General features: G+C 59.8%; 14 protein-coding genes. 9 read left to right on the top strand and 5 right to left on the bottom strand.

What is annotated here, in order from left to right:
* Positions 1 to 57 precede the first annotated feature (57 nt).
* The 4 genes from KBY77_RS04220 to KBY77_RS04205 form a co-directional block, all read right to left on the bottom strand.
* Positions 58 to 1401, bottom strand: coding sequence for an O-antigen ligase domain-containing protein (locus tag KBY77_RS04220; RefSeq protein ID WP_255102328.1), 1344 nt, complete (start codon positions 1399 to 1401; stop codon positions 58 to 60).
* Positions 1402 to 1416: 15 nt separating this feature from the next.
* The gene (locus KBY77_RS04215; protein ID WP_255102327.1) at positions 1417 to 2934 is read right to left on the bottom strand and encodes a hypothetical protein; all 1518 of its coding nucleotides are present in this window, start codon (positions 2932 to 2934) and stop codon (positions 1417 to 1419) included.
* Positions 2935 to 2941: 7 nt separating this feature from the next.
* Positions 2942 to 4060 carry a polysaccharide biosynthesis/export family protein gene (locus KBY77_RS04210; RefSeq protein WP_255102326.1) on the bottom strand — a complete coding sequence of 373 codons (1119 nt, stop codon included), beginning with the start codon at positions 4058 to 4060 and terminating at the stop codon, positions 2942 to 2944.
* 410 nt (positions 4061 to 4470) lie between these two features.
* Positions 4471 to 4620, bottom strand: a complete 150-nt coding sequence (locus tag KBY77_RS04205) for a hypothetical protein (protein ID WP_255102325.1) — start codon at positions 4618 to 4620, stop codon at positions 4471 to 4473.
* 474 nt (positions 4621 to 5094) lie between these two features.
* Here KBY77_RS04205 and KBY77_RS16730 point away from each other — a divergent pair, with 474 nt between their 5' ends.
* The 8 genes from KBY77_RS16730 to KBY77_RS04165 all read left to right on the top strand — a co-directional run bounded on the left by KBY77_RS16730 (position 5095) and on the right by KBY77_RS04165 (position 12983).
* Positions 5095 to 5571 carry a hypothetical protein gene (locus KBY77_RS16730; protein ID WP_399212197.1) on the top strand — a complete coding sequence of 159 codons (477 nt, stop codon included), beginning with the start codon at positions 5095 to 5097 and terminating at the stop codon, positions 5569 to 5571.
* Positions 5572 to 5611: 40 nt separating this feature from the next.
* Positions 5612 to 6886 carry a lipopolysaccharide biosynthesis protein gene (locus KBY77_RS04195; protein ID WP_255102323.1) on the top strand — a complete coding sequence of 425 codons (1275 nt, stop codon included), beginning with the start codon at positions 5612 to 5614 and terminating at the stop codon, positions 6884 to 6886.
* 416 nt (positions 6887 to 7302) lie between these two features.
* Entirely contained in the window at positions 7303 to 8328 is a 1026-nt protein-coding gene (locus KBY77_RS04190) for a glycosyltransferase (protein WP_399212194.1), read from the top strand.
* A gap of 49 nt (positions 8329 to 8377) precedes the next feature.
* Complete coding sequence (locus tag KBY77_RS04185) at positions 8378 to 10477, top strand: glycosyltransferase (RefSeq protein ID WP_255102321.1); 2100 nt, start codon at positions 8378 to 8380, stop codon at positions 10475 to 10477.
* Between the two features lie 4 nt (positions 10478 to 10481).
* Positions 10482 to 10967, top strand: a complete 486-nt coding sequence (locus KBY77_RS04180; RefSeq protein WP_255102320.1) for a UDP-N-acetylglucosamine transferase subunit ALG14 — start codon at positions 10482 to 10484, stop codon at positions 10965 to 10967.
* Complete coding sequence (locus tag KBY77_RS04175; protein WP_255102319.1) at positions 10964 to 11488, top strand: glycosyltransferase; 525 nt, start codon at positions 10964 to 10966, stop codon at positions 11486 to 11488. The genes KBY77_RS04180 and KBY77_RS04175 overlap by 4 nt, the downstream gene beginning before the upstream one ends.
* Positions 11485 to 12471: a sugar transferase gene (locus KBY77_RS04170; RefSeq protein ID WP_255102318.1), complete on the top strand. Its 987-nt coding sequence runs from the start codon at positions 11485 to 11487 to the stop codon at positions 12469 to 12471. Before KBY77_RS04175 ends, KBY77_RS04170 begins: the two co-directional genes overlap by 4 nt.
* Before the next feature lie 2 nt (positions 12472 to 12473).
* The gene (locus KBY77_RS04165; RefSeq protein WP_255102317.1) at positions 12474 to 12983 is read left to right on the top strand and encodes an ATP-binding protein; all 510 of its coding nucleotides are present in this window, start codon (positions 12474 to 12476) and stop codon (positions 12981 to 12983) included.
* An 18-nt stretch (positions 12984 to 13001) separates the two neighbouring features.
* Here the strand turns inward: KBY77_RS04165 and KBY77_RS04160 are convergent, their stop codons facing one another.
* On the bottom strand, positions 13002 to 13508 hold the full coding sequence (locus KBY77_RS04160; protein WP_255102316.1) for a hypothetical protein: 507 nt from the start codon (positions 13506 to 13508) through the stop codon (positions 13002 to 13004).
* A 128-nt stretch (positions 13509 to 13636) separates the two neighbouring features.
* Between KBY77_RS04160 and acs the strand changes: the two genes are divergently transcribed.
* A complete protein-coding gene (gene acs, locus KBY77_RS04155) occupies positions 13637 to 15604 on the top strand; it encodes an acetate--CoA ligase (RefSeq protein ID WP_255102315.1) in 1968 nt (655 codons plus the stop codon).
* The last annotated feature ends 10 nt before the right edge of the window (positions 15605 to 15614 follow it).

The raw sequence follows: 15614 nt of genomic DNA, 5'->3' as shown, positions 1-15614 counted from the left end.
AACCACGCGGGCCACTCCATCGCCCAGCCGAGACTCCAGCTGAGAGGCCAAGGCATTTCAAGTGGAGGGCAGATGGAGCTGGGCTCCCCCAGAGCCAAGCGGCAATGGGGCCTTGGGCTCCTGTAAGGCCAACCCCATCATGATCATTCCTGGCCAATAGAGATAGACCAGAATTTCGAGGTTTTCACCAAAGGTATAGAGAAGAAGAATCACGATCATGCTGAGGCCCACCGAACCCAACTTATAGCGGGGATTGGAAGCTCGTAGGATCAGGGTGATGATCGTGGCTGCCATTGGCACGATCAGGGCCAACATGCCAACAAGCCCCTTCACAAACAGCAGCCCAGCCCAGGTGTGGTGAGACCCGATCGGCATAAACTCAACCAGGTGTGGGCCGGATTCCACGATGCCATGCCCCCAGATGGGTGCCTCCTCCTCCCAACGGCGAAAAGCGATGCGCTTGAGAGCAAAGCGCACCCGAGTTGAGTCGGCACGTGCGCCCTTGAAATCTTCCCAGAAGTTGCTGGCCGCCGTCAGCAGCATTGGCGCAAAGATGCCACCCAGATAGGAGACAAACCCAAGGCAAATCAGTGTAAGTGGGCGGCGAATCCTGGCAATCACGGTGACAACCAGAGGGATGAGGACAATACAGACTTGAGCCAGTCGCGACTTGCAAACAAAGCACATCACGATGGAGCCCGCTAAGCCAATAAGCTTCCAGTTCCGATCCCTTTCCTGCAGGCAAAGCATGAAGTTCACGTTGCCCACAAAGCCGAGGGCAGGCCCCCAAGGAGTGAACAGACGCCAGCGCAGATCTCCAGTCGTGTGATCAATCTCATAAAGTGGAACATCAAAGAAAGAATCACCCGGGCCGCCGATAGCTCGCAAAGGCGAAACATAAAGAATCTCAGGCAGATGAAGATATGGCGTAACAAGAAGAACTGGAACAACGATGAGGGTGTGGAGTCCCACAATGCAGACAGCCCTGCTTATGATGCCGCTACGAATCTTCAGGCAACCTGCCAAGGGATAGAGGGCCAGACCCGCCCAACCCTTGGCCCAGCCAATCGACGACTTAATGATCATCCCTGTGCCGAGATTAAAATCCACATGGCCTGCAATCAGGGCAACCTCCATCAGAAGCATGCCCACAATCCAAAGCCAGATGACAGGTGAAATCACGATTGGATCAAACTCATCCGGATGGTCAGTTCTCGCCAGGATCATCACGATCAGGCATCCCAGCAGCAACCAGCCCAGAACAGAGCCCACCACATAGAGCCCACCGAACAGCCAGACAAAATAGGTACTTATAATCGACCACCACACCAAACGCTCCGGCCAGTTTTCAGGCTGGAGATCGGAAGGTTCTCGCCGCATTTTCCAGAACTTGATCCCCATCGCCGACTGCGCCGCCTAGGTGGAGATCATGTTGGCGATCCGCTTAATCCAGGGCTTGCGGATCCAGAGAATCCACAGTCCTGCTGTGGTGAGGATCGATCCGATAGCAGAACCGGCCAGCACGAGGCCCCTCTTGGGGAAGGTGGCCCTCTCAGCCAGACTCGGCTCCACAGCAATCTGCACAAGCGGAAAGGCAGCGAACAGATCTCCCTGGCCAAGATCCAGCTTCGCGAGGGTGGAAGCGAACACAGCCTGGGCGATCTGCTCGTCCCGCTGGAGGCTCTCCAGAGTTGACTGCCGCTGGGACATCCAGCGCAGCCGATCCTCAAGGGAGGCGATCTGCTGATCCAGCTTGCGCACCTTAGCGGCAGCGCCGGAAGCCGTGGACTGATCCGTCACCAGGGACTGGAAAAGAGCGTCGCGACCAGAGCCACTGGAGCCGAGGGCAAGGCGAGTGAGGATGCTGGCCAGAGGTGGACGGCCGAGCAGCTGACTGGCACGACTCTGCAGGGCTTGCTGGGCTGCCTGCTGACGCTTCACCTCCTTACGGATGCGAGGGTTGTTGGGACCGAACTTTGAGCTTTCAACCTTGAGGATTGCAGTGGCCTCGCTGTAGTCTTTAAGATTCTGCTGGAAGATCTGATCCACCTGTAGCTTGAAGGCATCGGCCGCCTCAGCAGCTGTGATACCAAGGCTGCTGCTTAGCTTCTGCACCTTCCCATCGGCCTGGGCCTGTTGGGAGGCGAACTGAGCACGATCTCGACGGAGTTGCTCGATGTTCGTGGAGAGAGCCTCCACTTGCTCGATCGAATTGATTCCGGATTTGAGCTTGTAGGCCGAAACCTTTCTCTGAGCGGCAGCCAGCTTGGCCTGAGTATCACGAAGAATGGTCTGGGTGGGAACTTCCCTCTGTTGGATCTCACTAGCACGGAGCTCGTTGAGCCGCTGCCGTAGGGCATCGTAGAGGGCATAGGACTTACGGCGGGCCTCTTCTGGCGCTGGACCAGTGACCTCAATTTGCATGATTGTAGTGTTATCAATGTTTTTTATTCGAGGCTCATCAAATTTTTTAAACGGAAGTTGGGCATTTTTAGCCGCCTGACGAATCACCTGCTCACTGGTAAAGATATATTCATAGTTGGCACGTGGATCAAAACTGGAACTGGCACCACCGGATGATCCGCTGGAGGCGGATGCCTGACCAATCTCAGGAAGGTTCAAACTCACTGCATTGATGTTGCCAGGTAGGATCAGCGCCCAGGAGCTTGTATAAACTGGTTTAGCCGTCGCCAGAAAGAGAAGGCTCGAACCCCAGATCAATCCATTCGTCGCTCCACTCACCATGAAATAGCGGCTCCAGCGGAGTTTGTCCGTTCTACTCAGGGAACTCCACCATGCCTTTGGATGGGCAAGTCTCGGCAGAGGGATATTCTGAAATTGGTCAGTCAACAGGCGTGCGCCTTTGGCAATCGGCACAGACAATGGCGAAATCAATGTGCGGGCACGATCACGCAATGTGGGCTGGAACTTCACTGGGCCCTCAGGGTGTGAAGCGGTCGTAGAGGAGAACCCCTGGGCCTATGATCTCCGAGAATATTCTGAGAACGTCTCTGACGTTGGTCACAGCAGAATCATAACAAGCTACCGCATCATTCGGCATGAGATAGGGATTGTTCTCGCTGCTGCTGGAGCGTCGCAGCAGTTGCTCCACGCCCTTGTCGAGGGTGGTGGTCTTGCCGGTGGTGGCATCCACCCTCACCAACACGGCACGGCGATAGGCATTGGTGATCACTGTGCCACCAGCGCAGTTGCCCGAAACTACAGCATGGGAGAAGCGGGATCCATAGGGGAAGGAGGTGGCATCCCTGCCAATTGCAGAGGTGGCATTGCTGGTAGCCGGTACGGTGAGATTGGAAATGTAGATTTTCACCCCCACAGGTGTGATCTGGGAAGGTCGAATGATCAGAGGATTGACCTGGCCGGTATCGGGCACGATGACCCGATCGCCAGCAACAAGAGGAATATCCTTGAAGGGCTCACCGGTAAAGGCCCCACTAAGATCAACCACTAGTCGCTCCTGGTTTCGGATCATCTCAACCGCCGTCACATCAGCTGTAGGTAGCAAGCCGCCTGCAGAACGGATCGCGGCTGAGAGAAAGCGATTGAAGGCGCCCTGACCGCCTTGGGCCACAGGCGCAAGGGTCTGTTCTGCGGGGGTCCATTCATTGATCAACACTCGACCAGGCGCGAAGGTTGACCCGCTGACAAATACCTCCACTGGAGCCCACTGGATCACGTTGACACTGACTTTGAGATAGGAGGGCTGAAAATAACCACCCTTTACCAGTGCCTGATAGATACGATCTTGTAGCTGATAGGGCTCGAGTCCAGTAACCGGAATCCCGCGAATGTAGGGTAGCTCTAGCTCCCCATTCAGATTTACCTCAAATATCCCGCTGAATTCTTCACCCTCCGGAATTGTGACCTTCACCCGATCGCCAGGCGAAAGGGGGAGAGCCTTCACACCAGCCGCTGGAAGGAACAGAATCAAGAGCAGCAGCAAGCTGTTGATCAGACCTCTCGACATGCGAGCGATCTGCCAGGCATGAATGCCAGTTTGCGGGGTCTTCGGCACACGTCTCGATTGAGGAATCTGCACGATGCCTCGTAGTTTCATACCCTAGCGCAGCCTGCAATGGTTCACCATGCTAGCCACACGATTGAATCAGTTCCCCTTCGAAGTGAGATGGCCGTGCAGGCACGGCTTAGCAATTCGGCTCTGATGCCTAGGGATCTAGGATCTATGTCTTGGGCGCCACCGCTTCAGCCGATATTGATCCACTCATTGAGCACGCTCAATTCACGCTGCTTTGGGACGAAGCTGCTTTGGGACGAATTGAACAGCCATGAGTGGCCTCACCCAATTTGGGCATGTGGCTCGGCTTCGCCAAGCTGACTGCCCACCATGGATCGTCACATCGTCCGGAGCCTAAACCGACTCCTCAAGGTGGATGACAATATTCCCGATACTCACTTGGCGACAAGTCTCAAGCCACAGACGCACAGGTCCTAGAGAGTGAGAAAATCCCCAAGTACGTTGATATCATCTGCCATCACCGTGATGCCACCGGCTAACATAAGGGTCGACATCGCCAGTTGACCGGGCTCAACAGCAAGAAAATCAGCATGCTTCGACATGTCCCAGACAAATTTGCCCATCTTGAGGACATCGGATGCAATTAGAGTTAGCAGGATTACCTAGTGCCGCTATGCTCAGATTGAACCCAGCCTCAAAGGCTCAAGGACCACACCCCGCTTGATCTTCCGGCTTTGATCTGAGCCTCTCTTTCTCCATTGCCATACATGATGAAACAGCACTTTATCTACACCGAAGCCAGAAGTGGCAGCAACTTCTTGGTAGACTTATTCAACCAACACCCCCACTTGGTAAACTATGGAGAGGTGCTCGGAGACTGGACAAAGCCCCACAAGATATTTCGGGCACTCACCAGAAGAAGACCAAGCAAAGCCTATCTTAACTTCATATACTCAAGTCGTTTATTCTTTTACTTTTCTCAGTTATACTACGCCTACCAGAACCTCCTACGACATAAGCCAATTCAATTCAAACGATACTCTCAGATCCGCTCCGTTGGCGTCAAGGACTTCCACCACACCATGCTGAAGTATCATTTGCTGGATTTTTTCCGGGATCACCCCGACCTTCACATCATTTACCTTTATCGCGAGAATCACCTCAAGCAGCACATATCTCTGGAGCTGATGCGAAAAACCCGAATTGTATCCTCGGAAATGACTCAGGATGGAAAGTTAGTTACACAAACGCGGCAATCAAGAATTCGAGTCGATCTTCCAGAAATTCTTGAAATGCTGACCAACGCCGAAAAGGAGGTCATGCAGCAACAAGAGATTCTAAGTCACGTAGATACTGACCACCTATTGAGCATTTCCTATGAGGAACTGTTTTCCTCTCCAGAGTCTCAAGCACATTTCCGGCAACAAGCTTTTGAGTTCTTAGGCGTTGAAGCGATTCCCATCACTAGTCGTCAGCGCAAGCTCTCCTCCGATAATTTGCAAGATTTGGTTGAGAACTATGATGAGTTACACCAAGAATTAACTCACACTCCTTATGCCAAGTTCTTAAGCTAATTCTCCAACTATTCATGATTTAGATTCTTCCGTAAATTCAATGCCGTTCAGTTGGATCAAGGGAAAGCTAAAGGCTGCCGATAGCCCATTTTTACGCAATGTGGGCTGGCTGGGAGGGTCAACGGCGTTGATTCGCATTTCTCGCCTCTTAGCCACTATCATTCTAGCTCGGTTTCTGACCAAATCAGACTACGGCTTGGCAGCCTTGGTGATCACAATAAATGAATTCATTTTGGTTTTTACTCGCAACGGAGTGGGAACTAAACTGATTCAGGCTGATGCGGATCATGTGGATATCTTATCGCGGGAAGCCTATTGGCTGAATTGGCTATTTTTTATAGGGTTGTTCTTAGCCCAGATTCTGACGGCATTTGGGGTCAGCTGGATCTATCATGATCAACGGCTAATATTGCCAATTTGCGTACTTGGATTGGTGTTACTGATAATGCCAATCGGGCTGGTGCAAGCAGCATTAATCCAACGAGAAGGTCGCTTCAAAGTCATCGCCCTGGCCCAACTTGCTCAAGTGTCCACCGACAACATCCTTTCAGCCTTGTTTGCGATTGCTGGACTAGGCCTTTGGGCCATCGTGCTGCCGAAAGTATTAGTCGCACCAATATGGCTTTTCTTGATGTTAAAAAACCATTCGTGGAGACCACAAGGAAAGTTGACCTCAAAGCACTGGGGCGAGCTCATGGGTTTTGGCAGCTCAATCCTTGGGGTAGAACTATTGCAAACCCTGCGCAATAACCTCGATTATTTGATAGTAGGTCGCTTTCTCAGTCTTGAATCCCTAGGGGTTTACTATTTTGCCTTCAACGCAGGCGCTGGAATCAGCCTGGGCATTATCAACTCAACCAAAGCATCAATTCTGTCTCATTTAAGTGAGGCACGTGACAACATCAGGCAGTTCAGAAATCGCTATTTCCAGAGCCTTAGAGTGATGGGCTCATTGATCGTGCCTCTTGTCTTAGTGCAGTCCACATTGGCGCCACTTTATGTACCGATTGTCTTTGGAGAAAGATGGACCAGCGCCATACCTATCCTGATTCTGATCTGCCTATCAGTCATTCCCCGTCCCTTTGCTGATTCAGCATCCCAACTGCTCATCGCCATTAACAAGACCAATTGGGATTTGGCCTGGAATATTCTTTTCACCTCTATTTTTGCTGCTGCCCTTTTTATTGGAGTGCAGTGGCAAGCCCTCGGCGTTGCGATCGCCGTATTGGTCAGTCACTGGCTCTGCCTGCCCCTCTTTACGCTTTTTTCCTCTCGCTTTGCCTTCAAGCACCTCGCCCAAACCCAGAGCCCATAACCATTTGCGTTGTCCCTGGCTCCCTGGCGGAGAATTTCTGATGCCGAATCCTTTAATGTTTCGTATTGCGTCCGCGGTTTGCGGAGCACACCACCTCGCGGTTTCGTGAGACCATTTAGGAGTGGGAATCGCGATCTGCACCTGATATCGTCTCTGTTCCCGTACCTGGGTTTTGTTGCCGTGAACCTGGAGTGGAGCGCAGATCCGCGTACGCACACCCAGAGCGAGCAGGCTGACCTTGCGAACGTTCCAACCTGTCCGGTTGTCGCGTTGCTGTGGAGATGGTCCAGGCTGGCCAAGCTGCGCAGCGCAAACCTCATCCTTCCCAGAGCTGAACGGCCTTGCACCGTTCATCAACTGGGATGCTTTATGGCGACTCTGATGCCGCGGCCCACCCTCAATGCACCGACCTGATCATGAGGGTGCTCCATGTTCTTGCTGCCGGAGGCGCAGGAGGGATCTGCGGGATTCGGCCCAGCCTGCAGATGCTTTCTGACTCTCCCCTGGCTGAACGGCACAGCTTTGCAATGGTAGGTCCGGAGGAACTCAACAGCACCCTGTTGGACTGGAATCCAGATCTGCTGGTCTGGCACAGAGCCTGCTCCTGGAAGGGGTTACCGAGCCTGCTGCGCCATCGGGGTCAGAGGCAAATTCTGTTTGAGCACCACTACTGCGCAGGCTTTGAGCGGCACAACGTGCCCTCTACGTTCCGCTTCCGCGCCATGCTGAAACTCTCCTACGCCGCCATGGAACGGGTGGTGGCCGTCTCCCGTGCCCAGCGCAGCTGGATTGAGGAAGCCCAGCTGATACCCCCTTCCAGAACTCGTGTTCTGCTCTCCTCCCGCACGGTCGACGACTTCCTGGTTATTCCCGCACCAGCTCCTGCAGGCGGCAGGCCTCTCACCCTGCTGGCCTACGGCCGGCTCACCCCTCAGAAGGGGTTCGACCGTCTGCTGCTGGCCTTGCGCCACCTGCCCCGGGCCAGGCTGCGACTGCTGCTGGTTGGTAGTGGTCCCCAGCAAAGGGAGCTTGAAGCACTGGCCGCTGCCGACCCGCGGGTCGAACTCGTGGGAGCCAGCAGGGACATCCCCGCCCTTCTTGCCCAGGTCGATGCAGTGGTGATTCCCTCCCGCTGGGAACCCTGGGGGAATGTCTGTCTGGAGGCACGGGCGGCTGGGAGACCAGTGATTGTGAGCGAAGTGGATGGCCTGCCCGAACAGGTGGTGGCTTCGGAGAACGGAGCCGCAGCCCCGCACCATGGACCATGCGGCCTGGTGGTTAACGGTGATTCGGACTCCGCCCTGGCCGCCGCCCTTGAAGCTCTGCTGAGCAGCTCGGACCAGCAGCGCAGGTCCTGGTCCGAGGAGGGTCGAAGCTCCGCGCGGAGCGCCTGGAGTGACTACGTGGACGCCTGGAGCCAGCTGCTGGAGGAAGTCCCGTGAGCTTTACCTGCGTCCATGCCGAGCCCCTGAGCAGAACCGGGAGCGCACGATGGCCGAGTTGCAGCCGACGGAAACCGTGAATGCCCCGGAGCCGCTGATCTCGGTGGTGATGCCGATCTACAACGCCGCGGCCCACCTGAGCGGCACCCTGCAGACGGTGCTGGAGCAGAGCCTGACGGCCTGGGAGCTGATTGCCGTTGACGATGGCTCCACCGACGCCAGTGCCCGGATCGTGGTGGAGCTGGCCGAGCGGGATCCACGACTGCGGCTGCTGCGCCAGCCCAACGCAGGCGTTTCTGTGGCCCGCAACCGTGGAGTGGCCGCCGGCCGTGCCCCGCTGATCGCCTTCCTCGACTCGGACGACCTCTGGCATCCGGACAAACTGCTTTGCCATGTGGAGCGACACCGGAGCGATACCGGGCTGGGGGTCAGCTTTGCGCGGGTGGAGTTTCTCAGCCCCGAAGGAAGGCACACAGGGACCATCGCTTCCCATTCCTGCCGAGCCCTCACCCCCGCGGACTTCCTTTACGAGAACCCCACCATCACCACCTCCAACTGGGTGCTGCGACGGGAGGTGTTCGAGGCGGTGGGCGGCTTCATCCCGGAGATGAGCTATTCGGAGGATCTGGAGTGGCTGCTGCGAGTGGCCTGCCAGGGGAGTTGGCGGATCGAGCTCATCAATCGGGTGCTCACCTACTACCGCACCAGCGATGGAGGGCTCTCGGCCAGACTGGAGCGAATGGAAAGTGGCTGGCTGCGGCTGGTGGAGGAAGCTCGCCGCTATGCGCCGTCTCTGGTGGAGGAGCATTTCGCCAGGGCCCAGGCAACGCATCTGCGTTATCTGGCTCGCCGTTCCCTGCGGTTGAAGATTCCGCCGGAGATGGGCAGCGCGTTCATGGCCCGGTCCCTGCGCTCGGATCCGTGGCTGCTGCTGCGCGAACCACGGCGCACCGGCCTCACGGCGCTCGGGGTCTTCGGCCGTTCCATCCTGGAACCACTGCGACGGCGCCGGACCGGCAGCCATGCCGCCCCGCCTGCCCTTGCTGCCGAACCGCTCGCCGTGCACACTGCCGATTCCTCCACCGAACCCCTGGTGTCGGTGGTCATCCCGCTCTACAACTCGGCCAGCACCGTGGCCGCCAGCCTGGACTCGGTCCTGGCGCAGACCTATCCCAACATCGAGATCCTGGTGGTGGACGACGGTTCAACGGACGATGGGGTGGGACTCTGCCGCCAGTACAACGATGCTCGCCTTCGAATCGTCCAGCAGAAGAATCGGGGCCTGGCGGGTGCTCGGAACACCGGCATCCGACACGCCACCGGGTCGATTCTGGCCTTTCTCGACAGTGACGATCTCTGGCTGCCTGAAAAGGTCGAGCGGCATGTGCAGCACCTGCAGGCCAATCCAGTGGTGGGGGTGAGCTATTCGCGCTCGGCTTTCATCGACGCCGCCGGACGACCGCTGGGCATCTACCAGACCCCACCGCTGGACGGGATCACCCCGGAGCTGATCCTCTGCCGCAATCCGATCAGCAACGGGTCGTGCGTGGTGATGCGTCGGGAGGTGCTCGACGGGATCCGCTTCGAGGCCAACCTCTACGGCAGTCCCGAGAGCTACTGGTTCGACGACAGCTTTCGCCAGTCGGAGGACATCGAATGCTGGCTGCGCATCGCCCTGCTGACCCAGTGGCGGATCGAGGGCATCCCCGAGGCGCTAACCCTCTATCGGGTGAGCAGTGGCGGACTCTCGGCCAACATCGAGAAGCAGTTCGCCAGCTGGCAACGCGTGCTCGACAAGACGGCGCACTACGCCCCGGAGCTGATCCGCCGCCAGGGCGAGAGGGCCTTGGGCTACCAACTGCGCTATCTGGCCCGCCGCTCCATCCGCGAAGGCCAGCCACGCCTCGGAGTGAAGCTTGCCCATCAGGCACTGAACCACTACCCACGCCTGTGGCGCGAGGAACCGATCCGCACCGTGATCACCCTGTCGGCAGCGCATCTCGGGGTACTGCTGCCTCAGAGTCTCTACAGACTTCTGGAGAAGCTGATGATGAAGATCACCGGTCTGATGCAGCGCCTGAAGATGGGGCTCCAGGCCCGTGCACTGTCACCCCTCTCAGGCTCGCTGGCGGAATCAGGAGAGAAGTGAGCTGATGCGTCTGCTGCTCGTGTGCTCCTCCGGTGGTCACTTCAAGGGTCTTCTCCAGCTGCAACCGTTCTGGAGCCAGCACCAGCGCAGCTGGGTGACCTTTGACACGGCTACCACCCGGGCAGCCCTGGAGGGGGAACCCGTGATCTGGGCCCACAGCCCCACCAACCGCAACATTCCCAACCTCATCCGCAACGCCCTGCTCTCCTGGCAGGTGCTGCAGCGACCCAGGCCCGACGTGGTCCTCTCCACAGGTGCCGGGGTGGGCGTTCCCTTCCTGATCCTCGGCAAGCTCCTGGGCTGCCGCACGGTGTTCGTTGAATCGATCACCCGCATCGAGACGCTCAGCCTCTCGGCCCGGCTGGCTCTGCCCTTCCTCGATGTGCTCTACGTGCACTGGCCCCAGCTGCAGATCCGCTACCCACGAGCGGAGCTGATCAGCGCTGCGTCAGAGGTGCAGCCGGCCGGTGCCGGGGAGGACTCCCGATGATCCTGATCACGGTGGGCACAGAAAAGTTTCCCTTCAACCGCCTGATGCGCTGGGTGGATCTGCTTCTTCAGCACGATCTGATCGGCGACGAGGAGGTGGTCGTGCAGTACGGCACCTGCACCTTCCTGCCGGGCGGCGCGAGGGTCTATCGCCTGCTGAAAGAGCAGGACTTCCAGGACCTGGTGCGCCGGGCCCGGCTGGTGATCGCTCACTGCGGCGAGGGCACCGTGTTGCTCCTCGACAACATGGACACTCCGTTCCTGCTGGTACCCCGCAGCCAGCGCTATCAGGAGCACGTCGACGACCATCAGCTGGAACTGGCCCAGGCGCTGGCTTCGATCGGAGTGCCGATCGCCTGGGGACCAGCCGATCTGGTGCGCTTCCTGGCGGAGCCCTCCAAAGTGTCGATCGGCGATCTCTCTGTGGCGGCAGCCCGGGCGGTATGCCATCGGCTGGACCAGCTCTTTCCGGCCGGATCCCCATCGCCAGAACCGCTGTTACCCCCACCCATGACCCGATGACGAGCTCTGGTGTCACGGTGACCTCGCATCGGGGGCTGCTTCTGCTCGGTTTCCCGCGTCGCTTCACCGTCACCGAGGCGGTGCGCTTCCGGCAAGGCCTGGAGGAGCTGTTGCCCCGTTACCCCGACACGAGGCGCATAGTGCTGGATTTCTGCCGCACCGAGCTGATCGACAGCAGCGGCCTGGGCTCCTTGATCCCCAACCTGAAGCTGGCACGCGCCCGGCAAATTCCCCTGGAGGCCTGGAGCGCTGGGGCCCAGGTGAAGCTGGCACTCTCGCTGATGGGCCTGGAGCAGGCGCTGCCGGTGGTGGCCGGCAGCGAGGGGCTGAATCCAGCTCAGGCGGTGAACACCAAGGAGCGGCCCGCCATCACTCACCCCTCGGTGCGATCCCTGCCCAAACGCCTGCTAGACATCGTCGGGGCCCTGGTCGGCCTGGCGATCACGCTGCTGCTGTTTCCCTTCCTCGCCCTGGCGATACGGCTGGACAGCCCCGGGCCGATCCTGTTCGGCCAGGTGCGCCTGGGCTGGATGGGGCGACGGTTCCGGCTCTGGAAACTGCGCTCGATGGTGGTGAACGCCGAAGCGCTGCGCACCTCGGTGCGGAATGAGGCCACTGGCGCATTCTTCAAGAACGCCAACGACCCCCGCATCACCAGGGTGGGGAGGTTCCTGCGCCGCACCAGCCTCGACGAGCTGCCCCAGTTCTGGAACGTGCTGATCGGCGACATGAGCCTGGTGGGGACCCGGCCGCCTACGCCGGATGAGGTGGATCGCTACGCCGTTCCCAATTGGCAGCGTTTGGATGTGCGGCCGGGACTCACCGGTGAATGGCAGGTGAACGGACGCTCCAGGGTGCTCGACTTTGAGGATGTGATCCGGCTCGACCTGCGTTACCAGGAGAACTGGAGTTTCGCCTATGACCTGAGGCTGATTCTCAAGACCCTCGCAGTGATCTTCAGCACACGCTCTGGGGCCTCCTGACGATGTCTGACCAGCTTCCCCATCGTGGCGGCCTGGCCAGTTTCCCCAGCCGGCTGGAAGAAATCCAGGCCCTGCTCGACTGGTTCGAGCTGACCAGCCCTCCCGGCCTGGACCCGATGCTGTGGATCCAGGCCCAGACGGTTCTGGTGGAGGGGTTCACCAACGCCGTGCGCCATGCAAATGCTCACCTGACGAACCCGCCGCCGGTGGAGGTTGCGCTGGATGTCACGCCGGAGCACCTGCAACTCCGGATCCGCGATCACGGCGCACCCTTCGACATCAGTGCCGCCTTGGCCGGGGCGGAAGAGCCTCTGGGAGAGGGGCAGCCCGGTGGCGATCCGCCTACCCCACCGGCGCCGGATGGGGATGGCCTGCCGGCACTGCCCTATCGGGAAGCCCATTGGGGGTTGATCATGCTGGGCAGGCTCCGCCGCGACTTCGGCTGGGCAATCAGCTACGAACGTCTCCCTGGAGGCGGCAACGAACTGGTGCTCCAGCGGGCACTGTCCTGAGCCATCCATACGCCTGGATCAGCCCTGGCCCGCCCTTGACCTGCCGGGCCGGAAGAAGTCGACGCCGAAACGCTCGGGATGGCCACAGGCTTCCGGATGCAACCAGGTCCAGCGGGTCCACAGTTCCAGATACAACTGGCTGCCGTCGGGTCCCTGGCCTCGGCCCACGCCGGGGAAGTCTCCCCAGACCACGGGGGTGCGGCCTGAGTAATGGCTGCGGACCCGCACAGCATCGATCTCGCTCCTGTGCAGGATCGGTCTGCCGTCGTAGGTGAAGACCGGCTGAAGACCGACGACCGCAGGTTCGTTGATCCGGAACCACACCTTCTTGCTGTGCTGTAGGTACCAGAACCGCCAGGAGCAGTGCGGAACGGGTCTGTCCCCATGGGTGGAGAACCCTGCCCCGCGGGCGTGTTCGAGCGGAGCGCCGGTGGGGAGCATCGATCGCGGGACGTCGGAGCGGCCATCGCTCGGCATGGCGACAGCTGTGAGCAGCACGACCGCGGCCAGCCAGGTCCTGGTCACGGATCAGCTGTTGGTGAAACTCCGTCCTAGCGGATCAGGCTGCCCCCAACGGTCTGGCAACTCGTTCACAAGCCGCGGATGCCGGTGGCCTTCCCCTTCACAATGGACCTGCCCGCCTCTTCACCGCGATGCCCGACGCCACGATCGAATCGGTGCTCCAGGAGGGGAGGATCTTCCAGCCCCCCGCCGAACTGGCAGCCCGGGCGCGGATCGGTTCGATGGAGGCCTATCGCGAACTGGTCGCGCGGGCGGAGGCCGACCCCGATGCCTTCTGGGGCGAGCATGCACGGGAGCAGCTGCACTGGTTCGAGCCCTTCCACACCGTGCTCGATTGGAGCAACCCGCCCTTTGCCCGCTGGTTCGAGGGGGGCACCACCAACCTTGCGTACAACTGCCTCGATCGCCATCTGGATGGCCCCAGGGCTGAGAAGACCGCCCTGATCTGGGAAGGGGAGCCCGGGGACAGCCGCCGCTTCACCTACCGGGAATTGCAGGCTGAGGTCTGCAAGGCCGCCAATGCCCTCAAGGCCCTCGGGGTCGGCAAGGGCGACCTGGTGGCCCTCTACATGCCGATGGTGCCGGAAGCGGCCATTGCCATGCTGGCCTGCGCCCGCATCGGCGCTCCCCACTCGGTGGTGTTCGGCGGCTTCTCCGCTGAGGCCCTGCGGGACCGGCTGATCGATGGCGGCGTCAAGGTTGTGATCACCGCCGACGGGGGCTTCCGCAAGGACAAGGCCGTGGCGCTCAAACCCGCCGTGGATCAGGCCCTTGCCGGTGGCGCCTGCCCCACGGTGGAGCAGGTGCTGGTGGTGCGCCGCACCGGGGAGGCCACCCCAATGGAGCAGGGCCGCGACCGCTGGTGGCATGAGCTGGTGGACAGCCAGAGCAGCGATTGCCCGGCCGTGCCGATGGCCAGCGAAGACCGCCTGTTCGTTCTCTACACCTCAGGTTCCACCGGCAAACCCAAGGGCGTGGTGCACACCACCGCCGGCTACAACCTCTGGGCCCACCTCACCTTCCAGTGGATCTTCGACATCCGCGACGACGACATTCACTGGTGCACCGCCGATGTGGGCTGGATCACCGGCCACAGCTACATCGTGTATGGCCCGCTCTCCAATGGCGCCACCACCGTGATGTACGAGGGTGCGCCAAGGCCATCCAAACCCGGTGCGTTCTGGGAGGTGATCCAGAAACACAAGGTCAGCATCTTCTACACCGCACCCACGGCGATCCGCGCCTTCATGAAGAGCGGACGCGAGGTGCCTGATCAGTACGACATGAGCACACTGCGCATCCTGGGAACGGTGGGAGAGCCGATCAATCCCGAGGCCTGGATGTGGTATCGGGAGGTGATCGGACATGGCCGCTGCCCTGTGATCGACACCTGGTGGCAGACAGAAACCGGCGGCGTGATGATCAGCCCCCTGCCCGGCGCCACCCCCACCAAGCCGGGATCCGCCACCCTGCCCCTGCCCGGCATTGCCGCCGACATCGTCGACAACGAAGGCCACAGCGTGGGCGTGGATGAAGGGGGTTACCTGGCGGTGCGCCGCCCCTGGCCGGGGATGATGCGCACCGTGCACGGTGATCCCGAGCGCTTCCGCAAGAGCTACTGGGAGCACATCCTCGGCGCCGATGGCCGCCCGCTGTATTTCGCCGGTGATGGCGCCCGCCGCGACGCCGACGGCTACTTCTGGGTGATGGGCCGGGTCGATGACGTCATCAGTGTCTCGGGCCACCGCCTGGGTTCGATGGAGATCGAATCAGCCCTGGTGAGCCATCCGTCCGTGGCCGAAGCCGCCGTGGTGGGCCGGCCTGACGACCTCAAGGGGGAGGGCATCGTGGCCTTCGTGACCCTTCAGACGGGGCTCAGCGGTGACGCAGCCCTTGGCGCCGAACTGCGCAAGCACGTGGGCGCCGAGATAGGTCCGATCGCCAGACCCGATGAGATCCGCTTCAGCGACGCCCTACCCAAGACCCGCAGCGGCAAAATAATGCGCCGCATCCTGCGGGCCCTGGCGGCCGGTGAAGAAGTGAGCGGCGACACCAGCACCCTGGAGGACCGCTCGGTGCTCGACGCGCTGCGGGTCTGACGCCGGATGG

The organism is Synechococcus sp. Cruz-7E5 (genome assembly GCF_024345995.1).
Classification (GTDB): domain Bacteria; phylum Cyanobacteriota; class Cyanobacteriia; order PCC-6307; family Cyanobiaceae; genus Regnicoccus_A.
The sequence above is the reverse complement of the archived record's forward strand: the minus strand, read 5'-3'. Positions and strand labels throughout refer to the sequence as shown.

What these genes read in the sequence shown, in the direction of transcription:
- KBY77_RS04220 (WP_255102328.1), bottom strand. Translation starts at nt 1,401, where the DNA reads ATGGGGATCAAGTTCTGGAAAATGCGGCGAGAACCTTCCGATCTCCAG.
- KBY77_RS04205 (WP_255102325.1), bottom strand. Translation starts at nt 4,620, where the DNA reads ATGGGCAAATTTGTCTGGGACATGTCGAAGCATGCTGATTTTCTTGCT.
- KBY77_RS04195 (WP_255102323.1), top strand. Translation starts at nt 5,612, where the DNA reads ATGCCGTTCAGTTGGATCAAGGGAAAGCTAAAGGCTGCCGATAGCCCA.
- KBY77_RS04190 (WP_399212194.1), top strand. Translation starts at nt 7,303, where the DNA reads ATGAGGGTGCTCCATGTTCTTGCTGCCGGAGGCGCAGGAGGGATCTGC.
- KBY77_RS04185 (WP_255102321.1), top strand. Translation starts at nt 8,378, where the DNA reads ATGGCCGAGTTGCAGCCGACGGAAACCGTGAATGCCCCGGAGCCGCTG.
- KBY77_RS04180 (WP_255102320.1), top strand. Translation starts at nt 10,482, where the DNA reads ATGCGTCTGCTGCTCGTGTGCTCCTCCGGTGGTCACTTCAAGGGTCTT.
- KBY77_RS04175 (WP_255102319.1), top strand. Translation starts at nt 10,964, where the DNA reads ATGATCCTGATCACGGTGGGCACAGAAAAGTTTCCCTTCAACCGCCTG.
- KBY77_RS04170 (WP_255102318.1), top strand. Translation starts at nt 11,485, where the DNA reads ATGACGAGCTCTGGTGTCACGGTGACCTCGCATCGGGGGCTGCTTCTG.
- KBY77_RS04165 (WP_255102317.1), top strand. Translation starts at nt 12,474, where the DNA reads ATGTCTGACCAGCTTCCCCATCGTGGCGGCCTGGCCAGTTTCCCCAGC.
- acs (WP_255102315.1), top strand. Translation starts at nt 13,637, where the DNA reads ATGCCCGACGCCACGATCGAATCGGTGCTCCAGGAGGGGAGGATCTTC.